The following is a 16,252-nucleotide window of genomic DNA, read 5'->3' as shown; positions in this document are numbered from 1 at the left end:
CGCGCCCGCGGTGGCCTTGATCCGGCCAGGCCACCGAATTCGCCGCAAGCGCCGAGAAATCGGCGCTTCCGGGTCATCGGTGCAGGCGTCCGCTCACCCGAGCCCACGCGCCACATCGCCACAAGCCCGTCAAAGCGCGCACCTGCTTCACCCTTCACTCACCCGGCCGCAACACGCCGTGACACCAGGACCGTGTCTGTAAATTCCGCATGACCTTCGGCCCCTGGCGAGGATGCGCACGGGCCGGAAAGCGCCAGAAGACCTGAAATGAGCCCGGCGCCGGAAAACGCGGGAGGGGCCCCTGCTCAGGGGCCCCTCCGTCATGCGGACGCGGCTCAGTCGCCCGCGTGGCGGACGGTGCCCGCCGCCAGCTTCAGGTCCTGCTGGAGCGTGGAGTACGCCGGCTTGGGCTTCAGGTTCACGTCGTAGAGGAGGCCGTAGCCCTCCCCGCTGAACGTGTCCGGGATCCAGGAGTCGCCGTCGTAGACGCCCCAGGCCGTGAAGGAGACGCACTGGCGGACCAGTTCACAGCCCTTGAGCAGTTCGGAGAACTCGTAGGGCTGGGCGTACTGGGCGAGCGCGTCCGTGGGCACCTGGTCGGTCGCGTTGTCGACGAAGGTGCGTACGTCGGCCTCGGTGACGGCGACCTTCAGGCCCAGGTCGCCGAACGCCTGGAGATCGTCCTGGTACCGGCGGGCGTCGAAGCCGTACTGGGTGTCGAGGTGGCCCTGCTCGCCGATGCCGTCGATCGGCACGCCCTGCGCGCGCAGCTTCTTCACGAAGTCGTACACGGCCTGGAACTTGACGTTGGTCCCGTCCTCGCCGGTGATGTTGTAGTCGTTGTACATCAGCAGGGCCTTCGGGTCGGCCTTGTGCGCCCAGCGGAACACATCCGCGACGACACCCGGCCCCAGATGCCCGATCCAGAAGTCGTCGGCGTTCAGACCGTCGGTCCTCGGGGTCTCCCAGGCGTTGGCGAAGACCTCGTTGGCCACGTCCCATTGCCACACCTTGCCCTTGAAGTGTGTGACCTCGTCGGTGACATGCCGGTGGAGGATGTCGCGCAGCTGAGTGTCGGTGATGGTGCCGTTCGCGACGCCGGTGGTCAGCCAGCCGGGCAGCTGGTTGTGCCACATGAGGGTGTGGCCGCGGACCGCCTGGCCGTGCTGCTGGGCGAACCGCACCAGCTCGTCCGCCTGCTTCCAGTCGTACACGCCCCGGCTCGGCTCCACGCTCTCCCACTTCATGGCGTTCTCGGGCGTGACCGTGGAGAACTGGCCGGCGACGATGTCGGTGTAGGGCTTGTCGGTGCCCAGCTTCGCCGCGTCGACCGCGGTGCCGATCCGCAGGCCCTGCTTCGACGCCAGCGTCCGCAGGGAGGTGTCGGCCGGACCGCTGTTCCCGCCCGCGACCGCGACGGCGGCGGGCACGAGCAGCAGGGCGGCGGCACCGGCGGCGACGAGTGTGGATCTGCGGCGAAGCTGCTTCACGACGGGCTCCCGGTGGTCCAGTCGGCCTCGAAAGTTTCGGGCCGATGTTCGATCGGTGGTGCAAGCTAGACCGCGCGATCTCACCGCGTCAATGGGCCTGCACAGCAGGGCTCGCATCGACTTCGGCTCCCGCCGCCGCACCGAAATTTTCGAAGCGCGCGGCCCGCCGACCTAGCGGCCCCCGGAACGAGGAAGGGGCCCCCGGCACACGCCGGAGGCCCCTCTTCAGCGGTCAGCTCAGCCGTTCGGCCGCAGGGTCCACACCACCGTCATCTCCCCGGTGACGGCGCCGTCCTCGCGCTCGATGGCGATGGCGACCGGGAACTCCGGCCGGCCGCCCGCGTCCAGCTCGGCGACGACCTCGGCCGCCGGACGGCCCAGGGTCGCCGTCGCCGTCACCGGCCCCATGGCCAGCTTCTTGTAGCCGATCTCGGCCCGGACCGCGAGCGGCACCGCGCGCGAGAGCTGGTCGCCGAAGGCCGTGAGCACGATGGCGCCGCTGGCGGACTCGGCCAGCGTGAACATCGCGCCGGCGTGGGGACCGCCGATGTGGTTGTGGTAGTCCGGCTGGTCCGGGAGCCGCAGCACGGCGCGCTCCGCGGTCACCTCGACGAACTCCAGGTTCAGGGTCCGCACCATCGGGACCGCGGTGGCAAGCATCTCGCCCATCGAGGCGCTGTCAACAGTCATGGGCGTGATGTTACCGGCCAGTAGGCGTTGCTGACCAGCACGGCCTCCAGCCGTCCGCCATGCCCTTCACACCGCTTCGCTACGGCCCTGACGAGAGCCCGTGACCGAACCGTGCCGCCACCGCACTAGTGTTGTCGGCCATGTGGCCAGATCAGCAGCCGCCCGGGGGCGCGCAGAACCCGCAGCAGAACCCGTACCAGCAGCCGGGTTATCAGCAGCAGCCGGGTTATCAGCAGCAGCCGAATCCGTATCAGCAGCCGGGGTACCAGCAGTACCCGCAGGGGGGCCAGCACCCCGGGGCCGGGCAGCAGCCCGGAGCCGGTCAGCAGCCGGGGCCGGGTCAGTACCCCGCGGCCCCCGGCCCGTACGGGCAGCAGCAGCCGCAGTGGGGGCAGCCGCCCACCGTGCCGATGCAGCAGCCCCCGAAGGGCGGCGGCAACGGCGGCGGCAACCGTACGAAGCTGATCGCGATCGTCGCGGCAGCCGCCGTGGTCGTCGCCGCCTGCGTGACCGGTGTGCTGGTCCTCGGCGGGTCCAAGAACGGCAAGGACGACAAGGCGGACGGCAAGCACACAGGGGCCAGCCAGTCGCCGACCGGGGCGTCGTCCAGCCCCGCCTCCACCGACAACCCGCGGGCCGCGGAGAGCGAGAAGCCGACCGTGCCGGGCTGGAAGGTCGTGGTGAACCCCAAGTGGGGCATCGCCTATGACGTGCCCTCGGACTGGCAGGCCCAGGCGCCCGACCTGGAGGTGGGCTTCGAGGACCAGAAGTCCACCGACGGCAAGCCGCTGATCGTGATGTCGGGCACCGCCGAGGACCAGCCCAAGTTCTGCACGTCCGACGACAACAAGGACGGCCGCACCGACGACACCCCCCTCGCGGTCGTCGGCAGCAAGGGCGCGAGCGGCGCGAAGAGCACCGACCAGATCGCCGTCAACACCCCCGCCTGGTGGGTCTACGGCGGCTACACCCAGCCGGACAAGAAGACCATCACCTTCGACAAGAAGGCCACTCCCTTCACCACCACGTCCGGCATCAAGGGCAGTTACGCCTGGGCGAGGTCGAGCGGCACCCCGCAGAAGGGCAAGTGCGCGACCGACGGCAAGGCCCTCACCTTCGGCTTCCAGAACTCGGCGCACGACTACGTGTCGTTCAACTTCTATGGCGCCAAGGGCATCAAGGACGAGGTCCCGCAGGCCACGATCATGAAGATCCTCGGCTCGGTGCGGCTGCACGGCACCCCGACGTCGGACTGACGCGGGGCTCCGGGCGCGGCGGACGGACGTCCCCGCGCCCGGCGTTCAGCCGATGCCGAACGAGCCGCCCGGCGGCACCGGCGAGGGCACCGCGTCCGCGTCCCCGACCGGCCGCGCGCCGCCGATGAACTCCCGTACGGCGGCGCCGTGTTCGACCCGCGCGGGGAAGACGTCCGCCGCCACCCGGCGGGCCAGCGTGGCGACGTCCGGCGGCCGGTGCGAGGCGATGAGCACCGCGTTGCCGAACCGCCGCCCGCGCAGCACCCCCGGCTCGGCGACCAGCGCCAGCTCCTCGAAGACCTCGGCGAACGTGGCCAGTTGGGAGCGCAGAAAGGCGAACGGCGCCGCGTCCGCGAGGTTGGCGAGATAGGTCCCGCCCGGCCGCAGCACCCGCTCGGCCTCCCGGGCGTAGGCGAGGGTGGTGAGATGGGCCGGCACCCGGGAGCCGCCGAAGACGTCCGCGATCAGCACATCGGCCGCGTCGTCCGGCGCGGCCGACAGCCAGGCGCGGGCGTCGGCGGCGTGCACCGCGACGCCCGCACCCTTCGGCAACGGCAGATACTCGGCGACCAGGTCCAGCAGCCCCCGGTCGGCCTCCACGACGTCCTGCCGTGAGCCGGGCCGGGTCGCCGCGACGTACCGGGGCAGGGTCAGCGCTCCCCCGCCCAGGTGCAGCACGTCCAGCGCCCGGCCCTCGGGAGCCACCGTGTCCAGCGCGTGCCCGAGCCGGCGCGCGTACTCGAACTCCAGGTACGTCGGCTCGCCCAGGTCGACGTAGGACTGGGGCGCCCCGTCGACCGTCAGCAGCCAGGCACGCTCCCGGTCCACATCGGGCATGAGCTTGGCGGCGCCGTGGTCGGTGGTGCGGAAGACGGGTATCTGCTCGGTCACGCGTTCATTGTGACGCGCCCCGCGGGGGCCCTACGAACCGACGGACAGCACGGTGCCCGCGCCGACCGTCCGGCCGCCCTCCCGGATCGCGAAGCCGAGCCCCGGCTCCAGCGGCACCTCCCGCCCCAGCTCGACGGTCATCTCCACCGTCTGACCGGGCCGGGCCACGGCCGCCGCGCCGAGGTCGACGTCCCCGACCACATCCGCGGTACGGATGTAGAACTGCGGCCGGTACCCCGTCGCGATCGGTGTCGTCCGACCCCCCTCGCGCCCCGACAGCACATACACCCGCGCCGTGAACCGCCGCGCCGGCGCCACGCTGCCCGGCGCCGCCACCACATGCCCCCGCCGCACCGCGTCCCGGGGCACGCCACGCAGCAGCACGGCCACGTTGTCCCCGGCCAGCGCCTGCGGCATCGGCTTGCCGAAGGTCTCCAGGCCGGTGACGACGGTCTCGACGCCGTCCGCGCCGAGCACGGCGACGCGGTCCCCGAGGTTGAGCGTGCCGCGCTCCACGGCGCCGGTGACGACCGTGCCCCGCCCGGTGATGGTCAGCACGTTCTCCACCGGCATCAGGAACGGCGCGTCGAGATACCGCTCGGGCATCGGCACATAGGTGTCCACGGCGTCGAGCAGCGCCTCGACGGACGCCGTCCAGCGCGGGTCGCCCGCGAGCGCCCGCAGCCCCGAGACGCGTACGACGGGTACCGCGTCGCCCGGGTAGCCCTGCGCGGTGAGCAGGTCGCGGACCTCCAGCTCGACCAGGTCGATCAGTTCCTCGTCGACCGCGCCGTCCGCCTTGTTGAGGGCGACGACGATGTGGTCGACGCCGACCTGCCGGGCGAGCAGGACGTGCTCGGCGGTCTGCGGCATGATCCCGTCGAGCGCGGAGACGACCAGGATCGCCCCGTCGAGCTGCGCGGCGCCGGTGACCATGTTCTTCACATAGTCGGCGTGACCAGGCATGTCCACATGGGCGTAGTGCCGGGTGTCGGTCTCGTACTCGACGTGCGCGATGTTGATGGTGATGCCGCGCGCGGCCTCCTCGGGGGCGCGGTCGATGCGGTCGAAGGGCACGAAGGTGCCGGTGCCGCGCTCGGCGAGGACCTTGGTGATGGCGGCGGTCAGGGTGGTCTTGCCGTGGTCGACATGACCCATGGTGCCGATGTTCAGGTGCGGCTTGGTGCGCACGTAGGCCGTTTTGGACATGGCTGTACCTCGAAGCCTTCGCTGTCGTACGGAAGTCGGGACCCCGCCGGCCCGCCGACCCTCCCCCTGCGGGGTCCGCCGGACGATCCGGGGAGGGTCAGCTTCGGGCGCCGTCGACAGCGGCCGCGAGCGTGGGAACGGCAGCCTTCGGCACATCCGCGACCGCGGATGCTGCGAGGTGGAAGGCGTACCAGAACATGAGGTCGATCATCGCCGACGGGATGTCCGGCGTCGAATGGTTTTCCACCGGTTTCCGGGCGGCGGACCGCTCCGCGCACGGGGCGTGTGCACACAAGCGACCGGCGCCGCCCCTGGGTGGGGCGGCGCCGGTGCGGTGCGGAGGGGGCGTCAGACCTCGCTGTGGCGGCCCCGCTTGTCGCAGCCGCCCTTGTCGTCCGGCTTGCCGTAGACGGGGCACGGGGGCTCCGGCCGGACGGCGACCGTGACGGTGGCCGAGGCGGGCTCGCTGGCGATCTCCCGGCCCTGCGGGTCGGTGGCGCCGGCCTGTGCGATGTTGGTGATCCGGCACTCGACGGTGCCGCCGTCACCGCCGCCGCGGTTGCCGTTGTCCAGGCAGAGGTCGATGTCGGCCTGGGTGATCTGGTACGAGCCGTGGCAGGTGGTGGTCTCCCCGGGCGCCAGCGTGGTGTCGTCACAGGTCACCGTGGCGACACGGTCGTCCGCGACATGCACGTCGTGCAGCTGGGTGCTGCCGGTGTTGGTCACGGTGTACGCGTACTGGACCGTGGACCCGACCTGGTACGGACCGCTGGAGACGACCCGCTTGTGCAGCGTGAGGTGGGGCTGCCCGACGGGGATGGTCTGGTACGTCTCCGGCGAGGTGACGGTCTCCCCGTTCGCGGTACCGGTCGCCGTGGCGGTGTTGGTCACGGAACCGGCCGTGCCGTCGGCCGCGGTGATGGTGTAGGTGCCGGTGCAGGTGGTGCTGTCACCGGTCTCCTCCGCCGGGGCGAGCGTGGTCGACTCGCAGGTGATGTTCTGCACATGGTCGTCGTGCACCGCGACATCGGTCAGCTCCACACCACCGGTGTTGCGGACGGTGTAGCGGTAGGTGACCGTTTGCCCGACCGAGTACGGACCGGGGGTCTCCACCTGCTTCTCGACCTCGATGCCCGGCCGCTGCTGGATCGGGACGCTCTCCGAGGATTCCGGCGAGGTGACCGTCTCCCCGTCGGAAGTGCCGGTGGCGGTGGCCGTGTTGTCGATGGAACCGTGGGCGACGTCCGCGGCCGTCACCGTGTACGTGGCCGTACACGTGACCGTCTCACCGGGCGCGAGGCTGGTCACCGGGCAGTGGACCGGGCCGACCTTCGGGTCGTCGACGGCCAGGTCGTCGATGGTCGTATCGCCCGAGTTGGTGACCACGAAGTCGTACGGCACCTGCGAACCGACCGTCAGGTCTCCGGGCAGCGGCTGCCTGGCCTGCTTCACGAGGCTGAGCTCGGAGAGCGGCTGCTCGGTGGCGACAACCACGTTGCGGATAAGATGGGTGTCCGTGAACAGACCGGTGGACGCCGCGAATCCGAACTTGTAGGTCGACGGCACCGGGGTCGGCGCGGCCGTCTGGAGCACCTGCTGGAAACCGTTGCCGTCGTTGAAGTCGATGGACACGGTGACCTGCGGGTCGGGCGCCGGGGTGATCACCACGTGCACCCGGCGGCGCGAGGGCTCCAGGTCCTGCTCGGCCTGGACCGGGTCGCTCGACACCGTGGTGGTCGGCCCCTGAAGCTGACCGGGAAGGGTCGACGGCCAGGGCCCGGTGGTCGAGAAGTTGCTCGTGGTGGCGGTGAGGAAGCAGTAACCCTCGATGCCGTCACCGGGACCGCGCAGCGTGACCATGTTCGGCCCGGGCGCGGGTACGTGGAAAGCCGTTCCGGCGGGCGAGCGCTGACCGGGCGGGCAGCCGTTGCCGCGGTGCTCCCAGTCGCCGAAGTAGTTACCGAGGACGTCGAGCCCGACGCCCAGGTAGCCGCGGTCCACACCGGGCTGGAAGTCGGCAGTGGGGTCGTCGTCGGGCAGCTTCTGGGCGTAGCCGAGGCTGCCGCCGAAGGCGCCGGGGTGGGTCAGCTGCGTGTCGCCGTCGACCAGGAAGAACGAGATGCCGTCGGCCGGGGCGATATGGCCCGTGGTGGTGCCGTACTGCCACTGGTCGAAGGTGACGTCGAGACCCTTGGTGGCGGGCAGCGCGTGATTGTAGAGGACGGCGCCCGACTGGTCGTTCGAGGAGTCGGTCAGCCGGAGATAGCCGTGCGGGGCGGCGTTGTTGGGCGGCTGCGGGCCGACGCCCGCCGTGCAGCCGCCCAGCGGGTGGTCGCCAGGGCCCGGGAGGGCGCCGACCTGGGGCGCGCCGGTGAGGCAGGCCGAGCCGACGCCCGTGAACTCCGGGGCCGTCGCGTGCATGAACGTCTCGTCGAGCAGGGTGGAACCACCCTGGCGCGGCTGCGGCTGGGCGAGGGCACCGGTGTCCAGTGCCAGCGAGCCGCCCACGCCGAAGGCGAGGGTCAGCGCCGCCGCGGCGAGCCGGGAGGTCCGCGCGGGTCCGCCGAGTGGGGACGAGCGTTTATTTCGCTTCATGCGCAGCATACGTAGCAGTCACGCTCCGTGATGGACTGCTGCCGACCGCACGTGTCCCCGTCAAGTACCCGGTCAGCCGCACCGGCGCACGTGGACGACCGGGCTGCCCGCGGCGCCCTCTATCATCGGCGTCGGCCGTCGATGTCTCCCAGGGGGTCACGTGCTCGATGCCACCACCGTCCCCGCGCCGCCCGTGCCCCGCGCGGGGTTCACCGCCCGCTGCACCCGGGCGCTGCTGTCGCCGTGGGCGCGGTTGTCGCTGCTGCTGGTGCTGTTGGCGGCCGCGGGCGCGCTGGTGCTGCTGTTCGATCCGCAGCGCCTGCTGACCCAGGGCTGGCCGCCGCGGGCGGGCGGGCTCATGGCGGTGCTGGCCTTCGGGGCGGGATACGGGCTGTGCACGGTGGCGTTCGTGCCGCGGCCCCTGCTGAACCTGGCGGCGGGCGCGCTGTTCGGCTCCCGGCTGGGCCTCGCGACCGCGCTCGCCGGGACGGTGCTCGGGGCCGGGGTGGCCTTCGGGCTCGGGCGGCTGCTCGGGCAGGACGCGCTGCGCCCGTTGCTGCGCGGCCGGTGGCTGCGGGCGGCGGACGGGCAGCTGAGCCGGCACGGGTTCCGGTCCATGCTGGCCGCGCGGCTCTTCCCGGGTGTGCCGTTCTGGGCGGCGAACTACTGCGCGGCGGTCTCCCGGATGGGCTGGCTGCCGTTCCTGCTGGCGACGGCGCTCGGGTCGGTCCCGAACACCGCCGCCTACGCGGTCGCCGGCGCCCGTGCCTCGGCGCCGACGTCGCCCGCGTTCCTGCTCGCGATGGCCTGCATCGCCGTACCGGCCCTGGCGGGCACGGTGGTGGCGTGGCGGCAGCGGCATCGGCTGCGCGGCAGATGACCGAGGTCCGTCGACCCTGCGTCAGACGGCTTCCAGGATCATCGCGTTGGCGAGGCCGCCCGCCTCGCACATCGTCTGCAAGCCGTAGCGGGCGCCCCGTTCGCGCATCGCGTGCACCAGGGTGGTGGTCAGCCGGGTGCCGCTGGCGCCGAGCGGGTGGCCGAGGGCGATGGCGCCGCCCTTCACATTGACCTTGTCCAGGTCGGCGCCGGTCTCCTGCTGCCAGGCGAGGACCACACTGGCGAACGCCTCGTTGACCTCGAACAGGTCGATGTCGCCGAGGGAGAGGCCGGCCCGGGCGAGCACCTTCTCGGTGGCCGGGATGACACCGGTGAGCATCAGCAGCGGGTCGGAGCCGGTGACCGCGAAGCTGTGCAGCCGGGCGAGCGGGCGCAGGCCGAGCCGGGCGGCGGTCTCGCTGGAGGTGATCAGGACGGCGGAGGCGCCGTCGTTGAGCGGGCTGGTGTTGCCCGCGGTGATATTCCACTCGATCTGCGGGAAGCGCTCGGCGAAGTTCGGGTCGTGGTAGGCGGGCTTGAGGCCGCCGAGGATCTCCGGGGTGCTGTCGGGTCGTACGCACTCGTCGCGGGTGACGCCCTCCAGGGGCGCGGTCTCGGCGTCGAACAGTCCGGCCTCCCAGGCCGCGGCGGCCTTGCGGTGCGAGGAGACCGCGAAGGCGTCCATCTCCGCGCGGGTCAGCGACCACTTGGCGGAGATCAGCTCAGCGCTGATGCCCTGCGGCAGCAGGCCCTCGGGGTAGCGCGCGGCGACGCCGGGTCCGAAGGGGTCCTTGCCCGCGGGCACGTTGGACCACATCGGCACCCGGCTCATCGACTCCACACCGCAGGCGACCACCATGTCGTACGCGCCGGCGATCACACCCTGGGCGGCGAAGTGCACGGCCTGCTGGGAGGAGCCGCACTGGCGGTCCACCGTGGTGGCCGGGACCGTGTCGGGCAGTCCGGCGGCGAGCACGGCGTACCGGGTGGTGTTCATGGCCTGCTCGCCGACCTGGTCGACGGTGCCGCCGATCACGTCGTCGATCAGTGCCGGGTCGATTCCGGAGCGCTCGACCAGGGACTTCAGTGTGTGGGCGAGCAGCTGGACGGGGTGGATCTGCGCGAGGGCGCCGGTGGGCTTGCCCTTGCCGATCGGGGTGCGTACGGCCTCGACGATCACTGCGTCTCGCATGGTGCGGCCTCCTGCGGCGGAGCGGGCTCGTTCACGAGCGTGGTTACCGGTGGGTAGGAAATCTGAACTCACCATAGCCCCGTGAGTTGGAAAATCAAACCCACCCACCGACGCGAGGGAACCCATACCGTTCGCAAGGGTTGGAAAACCAAACTCTCAACTAAACTGGGCCGCATGGCCGCACCGAAGGACCCGCGCCCCTGCTCCATCGCCGACACCCTCGCGGTGGTGGGAGAGAAGTACTCCCTGCTCGTGCTGCGGGAGGTGTGCCTGGGCAACGGCCGGTTCGACCAGCTGGCGCGCAATATCGGCGCCCCGCGCGACATCCTGGCCACCCGGCTGCGCCGGCTCGTGGAGGCCGGGGTGCTGACCAGGCGCGCCTACAGCGAGCACCCGCAGCGCTTCGACTACCGGCCGACCGCGGCGGGCCTGGAGCTGGAGCCGGTCCTGATGGCGCTCAAGGAGTGGGGTGACCACCATCTGCGCCACCACACCGATCTGCCCATGACCATGGAACACAGCTGCGGCCATGAGCTGGTCCCGGTGGTCACCTGCCGCGCCTGCGGCTCCCCCGTCCATCACGACGACCTGACGGCCCACCCGCAGACGCCCGGCTGGACGGTGAAGGGCCCCGTGGCGACTTCCTGAACTCCCTTACCTGACAGGGCAGTTGACCCGCTCGCCACCGCCCTCCCAGAGCACCGCACCCCATTTCGGCCATCTCCCGGACACCCGCCATCGTCAACTCAGCCCGGCATATGCCATCTGAACTGGGGCGACCACAGGGCCCGATCGGCGGCACCGGTGACCAACCACATACGTTCTGCGTAGCGGTGCGGTAGCGCAGTGTCAGACCTTGCCCCTACGCTGTTCCACATGTCCCCCCATTTCCCGCCCCCTGGTTCCACACGGTCTGCCGCCGAGGTGAACGAGCAGATCCGGGCGCTCTGGCTGCGCACGGGCGGCTCCCTCTCGGCCCAGGAGCGCACGGAGTACGAGCTACTGGTCGTGGAGTGGGCCAAGGCGATCCGCGAGGAGATCATCAAGGCCGCCTGACCACTCCCGGCGCCCTACGCCCTCAGGTGGGCGAGCACGTCCTCCGCCACCGGGTACGCCCGCTCCTCGGGAAGCAGCGCCGCGGCCTGCTCAGGCTTCCCGGCCCGCACGGCCGCGTGCACGTGCCGGGCCAGAGGTGTCACGTCCTGTATGCCGACGACCCACTCATCGGCGTACCGCCGCGCGGCCTCCCCGGCGAGCCCGAGTTGCAGCGAGCGCCAGGGCAGCGCGTTGTGATGCAGATCCCGCTCCGGATCCCACTGCACCCGCGCCGGCGCCCTCGCCAACTCCCGCTTCCAGGCCGCCCGGTCCGTGTGCACCCCGGACACGTAGTGCGACAGACAGGCGTGCCGCAGGGCCCACTCGAACCCCGCCCGGTCGATCTCGACCGCCAGCACGGTCTCCTGCCCCTCCTTGGTGCCCCAGCCGCAGCGGTACATCATCCAGAGGAACGACGGCTTGATCCAGGTCATCCGGTCCCGCTTCCACTCCCCCGGAAACCGCCCGTCCCGAGCGGCGGCCAGGCCGATGCCGGGGCGGTACGCCTGGTAGACGGTGATCGTGGTGTCCGTGTAGCGGGCGCGGATGCGGAACTTGGGTTCGGCGGCGAGGAATCGATCGTTCACGGAGGACAGGTTCGACGGTCGGGCGCGGTCCCGCCACCGGATTTCCCGCTCGTCCGAACCGCCGAATTTCGCCGCATGGCTCTTGGCTGCGTCCCCGTCGTGGCGAAGACTGAGCCGATGACGCAGCGTGCGGAACTCGCGACCGTACTGGACCGGCTGGCCGTGGACGAGTTGGTCACCGCGTACGCGGTGACGGTGGACGACGGTGACTGGACGGCGTACCCGGGCCTGTTCACGCCCGAGGGGAGGGCCGATTACCGTTCGTCCGGGGGGATCGAGGGCCAGGCCGGGCAGGTCGCCGGGTGGCTCGCGGAGAACCTGGCGCGGTTCGCCGTACGGCAGCATCTGATCGTCAACCGGCGGGTGCGGTTCGGGATCCTGGAGCATGACACCGGGGACACCGCGCGGGTGCGGGCCGACTATTTCAACCCGATGCGCCGCACGGAGGGGGACGGCCCGGCGGCGCCGGATCTGGAGTGCGGCGGACGGTACGACTTCGGGCTGCTGCGCACGCCCGAGGGCTGGCGGATCGGCGAGGTCGTGGCCACGGAGAAGTGGCGGAGGACGGCGCGGTGAGGTCTGAAGCGGGGCATGCGGGCAGAGGGGACCGGGAGGGTGACCGTCGGCTGAGTGGTGACGCCCCGAGCGGGTACCGGAGGGGGCCACCAGGCCCCCTGTCGTAGATCGCTTGCGGCGCGCACACTGGAGCCCTGGGGTAGGGAGGCTCCGTATGACGACGTTCGAGCGCTGGCTGACCTCCCCCTGGCGGCGCTCCGCCGTCGTCGCCCTCGCGGGCGCCCTGCCCGTACTGGCGTTCCCGGCGCCCTCGCTGTGGTGGTTCGCGTACCTCGCCCTGGTCCCGTGGCTGCTGCTGGCCCGCTCGGCGCCGACCGGACGGCGGGCGGCATACGACGGCTGGTGCGGCGGCTTCGGGTATCTGGTCGCGGTGCACCACTGGCTGCTGCCGAGCCTTCATGTGTTCATCTTCCTGATCGGCGCGCTGCTCGGGCTGCTCTGGATGCCCTGGGGCTGGCTGGTGCGCCGGTATCTGGGCGGCGCCCCCTCCCCCGGCCGGTGCGCCGTCGCCCTCCTCGTACTGCCCTCGGGCTGGCTGCTGGTGGAGCTGGTCCGCTCCTGGCAGGGGCTCGGCGGACCCTGGGGCATCCTGGGCGCCAGCCAGTGGCAGGTGGCACCGGCACTGCGGCTGGCCTCGGTCGGCGGGGTGTGGCTGCTGAGCTTCCTGGTGGTCGCCGTGAACGTGGCGGCGGCCGTGCTGATCGCGGTGCGCGGGGCGCGGATGCCGGCGGTGGCCACGGTCCTCGCCACCGCCGCCGCGACCACCGCCGCCTGGGCATGGGCACCCCGGCCGCAGATCGACGGCAGGACGCGGATCGCCGTCGTACAGCCGGGCGTCGTGGCCGGGCGGGACAGCCCGGAGGTGCGGTTCGACCGGGAGGAGCAGCTGACCCGGCGGCTCGTCGGACAGAACGTCGACCTGGTGGTGTGGGGCGAGTCCAGCGTCGGCTACGACCTCGCCGACCGCCCCGATCTGTCCCGGCGGATCGCCGCGCTGTCCCGGGCGACCGGCGCCGACGTCCTGGTGAACGTGGACGCCCGCCGCTCCGACCGGCCCGGGATCTACAAGAGTTCGGTACTGATCGGCCCGAACGGCCCGACCGGTGACCGGTACGACAAGATGCGTCTCGTGCCGTTCGGCGAGTACATACCCGCCCGTTCCGTGCTCGGCTGGGCCACCTCGGTGGGCAAGGCGGCCGGCGAGGACCGTAGGCGCGGCACCGAACAGGTCGTGATGAACGTGGGGCACGGACTGCGGATCGGTCCGCTGATCTGCTTCGAGACCGCGTTCCCCGACATGAGCCGGCATCTCGCGGATGACGGCGCGGACGTGCTCCTCGGGCAGTCCTCCACCTCCACCTTCCAGCACAGCTGGGCGCCGGAGCAGCACGCCTCGCTGGCCGCGCTGCGCGCCGCCGAGACCGGCCGCCCGATGGTGCACGCGACCCTCACCGGCGTCTCCGCCGTGTACGGGCCCGGTGGTCAGCGGCTCGGCCCCTGGCTGGGGACCGATGCGAGCACCGCGCGCGTGTACGACGTACCGCTGGCGCACGGCATCACGCCGTACGTCCGCTACGGCGACTGGCCGGTGCACGTCGCGCTGCTGGTGCTGGCCGCGCTGTGCGCCGGCGAGGGCGCCCGGGCGCTCAGGCTGCGCCGGGGAGGTCCTGAACCGCTCGTACCACCCGCTCGCACAGCTCATGGGTCGCCAGCGCGTCCCGGGCGCTGAGCCGCCGCCCGGCGCGCACCGCGTCGACGAAGGTGTGGACCGCCCCTTCGATGCCGCGCTGCCGGGCCACCGGCACCCAGTCGCCGCGCCGGCGCAGGGTCGGCTGGCCCTTGTGGTCGATCACCTCGGCGAGGTTGAGCACCTGGCGCTTGGTGTCCTGCCCGGAGACCTCCAGGATCTCCTCCGTCGAGCCGCTGAGCCGGTTCATCACGCCCAGCGCGGTGAAACCGTCCCCCGCGAGCTGGAGCACCACATGGTGCAGCAGCCCGTCCCGGACCCGCCCGCGGACCGTGATGTCGTCGACCGGGCCCGGCGCCAGGAAGCGCAGGGTGTCGACGACATGCACGAAGTCGTCCAGGATCATCGAGCGGGGCTCCTCGGGCAGCCCGACCCGGTTCTTCTGGAGCAGGATCAGCTCGCGCGGGTGCTCCAGGCACTGCGCGTACCCGGGGGCGTAGCGCCGGTTGAAGCCGACGAAGAGGGAGACGCCGCGCTCCTCGGCCAGCTCCACCAGCCGCTCGGAGTCGGCCAGTTCGAAGGCCAGCGGCTTGTCGACGTAGGTCGGGACGCCGGCCGTCAGCAGGCGGCTGACGATCTCCGGGTGGGCGGCGGTGGGCGCGTGCACGAAGGCCGCGTCGAGCCCGGCGGCGAGCAGCGAGTCGAGGCTCGTGTGCCGCTGTCCGGCGGGCAGGTGCAGCCCGTCGGCGACCCGGGCGAGGGTGGCGGGGGTGCGGGTGTGCAGATGGAGGTCGACCCCGGGCAGCGCGCCCAGCACCGGCAGATACGCCTTCTGCGCGATGTCCCCGAGTCCGATGCAGCCGACCTTCACGTGTCTCTCCCCTGCGGCTCGCCCAGCTGTACGTCCCCGGCAGCATACGGGGGCCGCCAGTCGGCGATGCCGTCGAATCCGCGCAGGAAGAGGGCGGGGCCGAGCCTGGACAGGGCGGCCATCGCGGTGTCCCGGACGGCTACGGCGGCGCGGCCGCCCGCCATGTTGACGCGGGCGATCCGGACCGCCTGGCGGGCGATGGCGGTCGTGCGCGGGAGCCGGGCGGCGGTGTAGGCGGCGAGGTCACGGGCGTGGTGGGCGAGGACCACGGCGTCCTCGACGGCCTGGTTGCCGCCCTGGCCGAGGGTGGGCGGCATGGCGTGCGCGGCGTCGCCGAGGAGCGCGACCCGGCCCGCGTGGTAGGCGGGCGGCGGGGTCGCGAGGTGGTGGACGTCGTGCCGCAGGACGTCCTCGGGACGGGTGGCGGCCAGCACGGCGGGGACGGGGTGGTGCCAATCGCCGTAGCGGCGCAGGAGTTCGGCCCGTTCGTCGTCCGGGGCCCGGCCGCCCGCCGGGGTGACGGCCGCCGCGTAGGCGTACGCCCGGCCGTCGTGGAGCGGATGCGTCCCCCACAACCGGCCCCGCCCCCAGGTCTCATGGGAGGCGAACGCGACGCCGGGCAGCGGTATTAGGACCCGCCAGGTGGTGAACCCGGCGTACACCGGCCCGGGGTGCTCGGGGAACAGGGCCGTGCGGACACGGGAGTTGATGCCGTCCGCGCCGACGACCAGCTCGGCCTCCAGTCCTTCGTGGGCGGTGGGGTCGCCGGCGTCGGCGGGCCCGCAGCGCACCCGCGCGGGCCGCCCGCCGTCGCCCGGATCGACGACGGTCGCCACGGTCCCCGTGCGCACACCGCCCGGCGGGAGCAGTGCCGCCAGGCGGTCGATCAGGGTGGCCCGGGGCAGCAGGACCAGGGGGTCGCCGAAGCGGGCGGTCACGGCGGCGGCGTCGCTGCGGGAGAGCCAGCGGCCCGAGGGGGTGCGCAGTCCGCCGTCGCCCTGCCAGGCGGCCAGCTCGCGGATCTCGTCGCCGATGCCGAGGACGTCCAGGGCGCGCAGCGCGTTCGGGGCGAGGGAGATCGCGGCGCCGACCGGTGCCAGGGAGCGGGCCCGCTCCAGCACGGTCACCTCCCAGCCGCGCCGGTGCAGGGCCGCGCCCGCCGCCAGCCCCCCGATCCCGCCGCCGATGACGACCGCCCGCGCCGATGCTGCCATGACCTGCCCCTTCCTCACTA

Annotated in this window: 16 protein-coding genes; 6 read left to right on the top strand and 10 right to left on the bottom strand. The window is 72.2% G+C overall.

What is annotated here, in order from left to right:
• Positions 1-335: 335 nt before the first annotated feature.
• Together HEP81_RS32210 and HEP81_RS32205 are read right to left on the bottom strand one after the other, a co-directional pair.
• The gene (locus HEP81_RS32210; RefSeq protein WP_037658057.1) at positions 336-1,490 is read right to left on the bottom strand and encodes an endo-1,4-beta-xylanase; all 1,155 of its coding nucleotides are present in this window, start codon (positions 1,488-1,490) and stop codon (positions 336-338) included.
• A gap of 237 nt (positions 1,491-1,727) precedes the next feature.
• The gene (locus HEP81_RS32205; RefSeq protein ID WP_037658059.1) at positions 1,728-2,180 is read right to left on the bottom strand and encodes a DUF4442 domain-containing protein; all 453 of its coding nucleotides are present in this window, start codon (positions 2,178-2,180) and stop codon (positions 1,728-1,730) included.
• Positions 2,181-2,320: 140 nt separating this feature from the next.
• On the opposite strand from HEP81_RS32205, the gene HEP81_RS32200 reads away from it, so the two are divergent.
• Entirely contained in the window at positions 2,321-3,436 is a 1,116-nt protein-coding gene (locus HEP81_RS32200; protein WP_037658061.1) for a DUF8017 domain-containing protein, read from the top strand.
• 45 nt (positions 3,437-3,481) lie between these two features.
• Here the strand turns inward: HEP81_RS32200 and HEP81_RS32195 are convergent, their stop codons facing one another.
• From HEP81_RS32195 to HEP81_RS32180, 4 genes are all read right to left on the bottom strand, one after another.
• Positions 3,482-4,327 carry a spermidine synthase gene (locus HEP81_RS32195; protein WP_037658064.1) on the bottom strand — a complete coding sequence of 282 codons (846 nt, stop codon included), beginning with the start codon at positions 4,325-4,327 and terminating at the stop codon, positions 3,482-3,484.
• Positions 4,328-4,357: 30 nt separating this feature from the next.
• A complete protein-coding gene (tuf, locus tag HEP81_RS32190) occupies positions 4,358-5,536 on the bottom strand; it encodes an elongation factor Tu (RefSeq protein ID WP_037658066.1) in 1,179 nt (392 codons plus the stop codon).
• 97 nt (positions 5,537-5,633) lie between these two features.
• Positions 5,634-5,783, bottom strand: a complete 150-nt coding sequence (locus HEP81_RS32185; RefSeq protein WP_157854485.1) for a hypothetical protein — start codon at positions 5,781-5,783, stop codon at positions 5,634-5,636.
• 101 nt (positions 5,784-5,884) lie between these two features.
• Positions 5,885-8,131 (bottom strand): DUF7507 domain-containing protein, encoded by a 2,247-nt coding sequence (locus HEP81_RS32180; RefSeq protein ID WP_207748333.1) that lies wholly within the window; start codon positions 8,129-8,131, stop codon positions 5,885-5,887.
• A 160-nt stretch (positions 8,132-8,291) separates the two neighbouring features.
• Here HEP81_RS32180 and HEP81_RS32175 point away from each other — a divergent pair, with 160 nt between their 5' ends.
• Positions 8,292-9,011 (top strand): TVP38/TMEM64 family protein, encoded by a 720-nt coding sequence (locus HEP81_RS32175; RefSeq protein ID WP_239695568.1) that lies wholly within the window; start codon positions 8,292-8,294, stop codon positions 9,009-9,011.
• A 21-nt stretch (positions 9,012-9,032) separates the two neighbouring features.
• Here the strand turns inward: HEP81_RS32175 and HEP81_RS32170 are convergent, their stop codons facing one another.
• The gene (locus tag HEP81_RS32170; RefSeq protein WP_037658069.1) at positions 9,033-10,202 is read right to left on the bottom strand and encodes a thiolase family protein; all 1,170 of its coding nucleotides are present in this window, start codon (positions 10,200-10,202) and stop codon (positions 9,033-9,035) included.
• Between the two features lie 174 nt (positions 10,203-10,376).
• On the opposite strand from HEP81_RS32170, the gene HEP81_RS32165 reads away from it, so the two are divergent.
• Positions 10,377-10,850: a winged helix-turn-helix transcriptional regulator gene (locus HEP81_RS32165; RefSeq protein WP_037658070.1), complete on the top strand. Its 474-nt coding sequence runs from the start codon at positions 10,377-10,379 to the stop codon at positions 10,848-10,850.
• A gap of 228 nt (positions 10,851-11,078) precedes the next feature.
• Entirely contained in the window at positions 11,079-11,258 is a 180-nt protein-coding gene (locus tag HEP81_RS32160; RefSeq protein WP_037658173.1) for a hypothetical protein, read from the top strand.
• A 14-nt stretch (positions 11,259-11,272) separates the two neighbouring features.
• Here HEP81_RS32160 and HEP81_RS32155 read toward each other — a convergent pair whose 3' ends face one another.
• On the bottom strand, positions 11,273-11,884 hold the full coding sequence (locus tag HEP81_RS32155; RefSeq protein WP_397730093.1) for a DUF4291 domain-containing protein: 612 nt from the start codon (positions 11,882-11,884) through the stop codon (positions 11,273-11,275).
• Between the two features lie 117 nt (positions 11,885-12,001).
• On the opposite strand from HEP81_RS32155, the gene HEP81_RS32150 reads away from it, so the two are divergent.
• On the top strand, positions 12,002-12,460 hold the full coding sequence (locus HEP81_RS32150) for a nuclear transport factor 2 family protein (protein WP_037658177.1): 459 nt from the start codon (positions 12,002-12,004) through the stop codon (positions 12,458-12,460).
• Between the two features lie 154 nt (positions 12,461-12,614).
• Positions 12,615-14,189, top strand: coding sequence for an apolipoprotein N-acyltransferase (lnt, locus tag HEP81_RS32145; RefSeq protein WP_037658072.1), 1,575 nt, complete (start codon positions 12,615-12,617; stop codon positions 14,187-14,189).
• Here lnt and HEP81_RS32140 read toward each other — a convergent pair.
• Both HEP81_RS32140 and HEP81_RS32135 read right to left on the bottom strand, forming a co-directional pair.
• Positions 14,107-15,018 carry a Gfo/Idh/MocA family protein gene (locus tag HEP81_RS32140; protein ID WP_037658074.1) on the bottom strand — a complete coding sequence of 304 codons (912 nt, stop codon included), beginning with the start codon at positions 15,016-15,018 and terminating at the stop codon, positions 14,107-14,109. The genes lnt and HEP81_RS32140 overlap by 83 nt on opposite strands.
• The gene (locus HEP81_RS32135) at positions 15,015-16,232 is read right to left on the bottom strand and encodes an FAD-dependent monooxygenase (RefSeq protein ID WP_037658075.1); all 1,218 of its coding nucleotides are present in this window, start codon (positions 16,230-16,232) and stop codon (positions 15,015-15,017) included. Before HEP81_RS32135 ends, HEP81_RS32140 begins: the two co-directional genes overlap by 4 nt.
• Positions 16,233-16,252 lie beyond the last annotated feature (20 nt).

Source organism: Streptomyces griseofuscus (genome assembly GCF_014673495.1).
Classification (GTDB): Bacteria; Actinomycetota; Actinomycetes; order Streptomycetales; family Streptomycetaceae; genus Streptomyces; species Streptomyces murinus.
The sequence above is the reverse complement of the archived record's forward strand: the minus strand, read 5'-3'. Positions and strand labels throughout refer to the sequence as shown.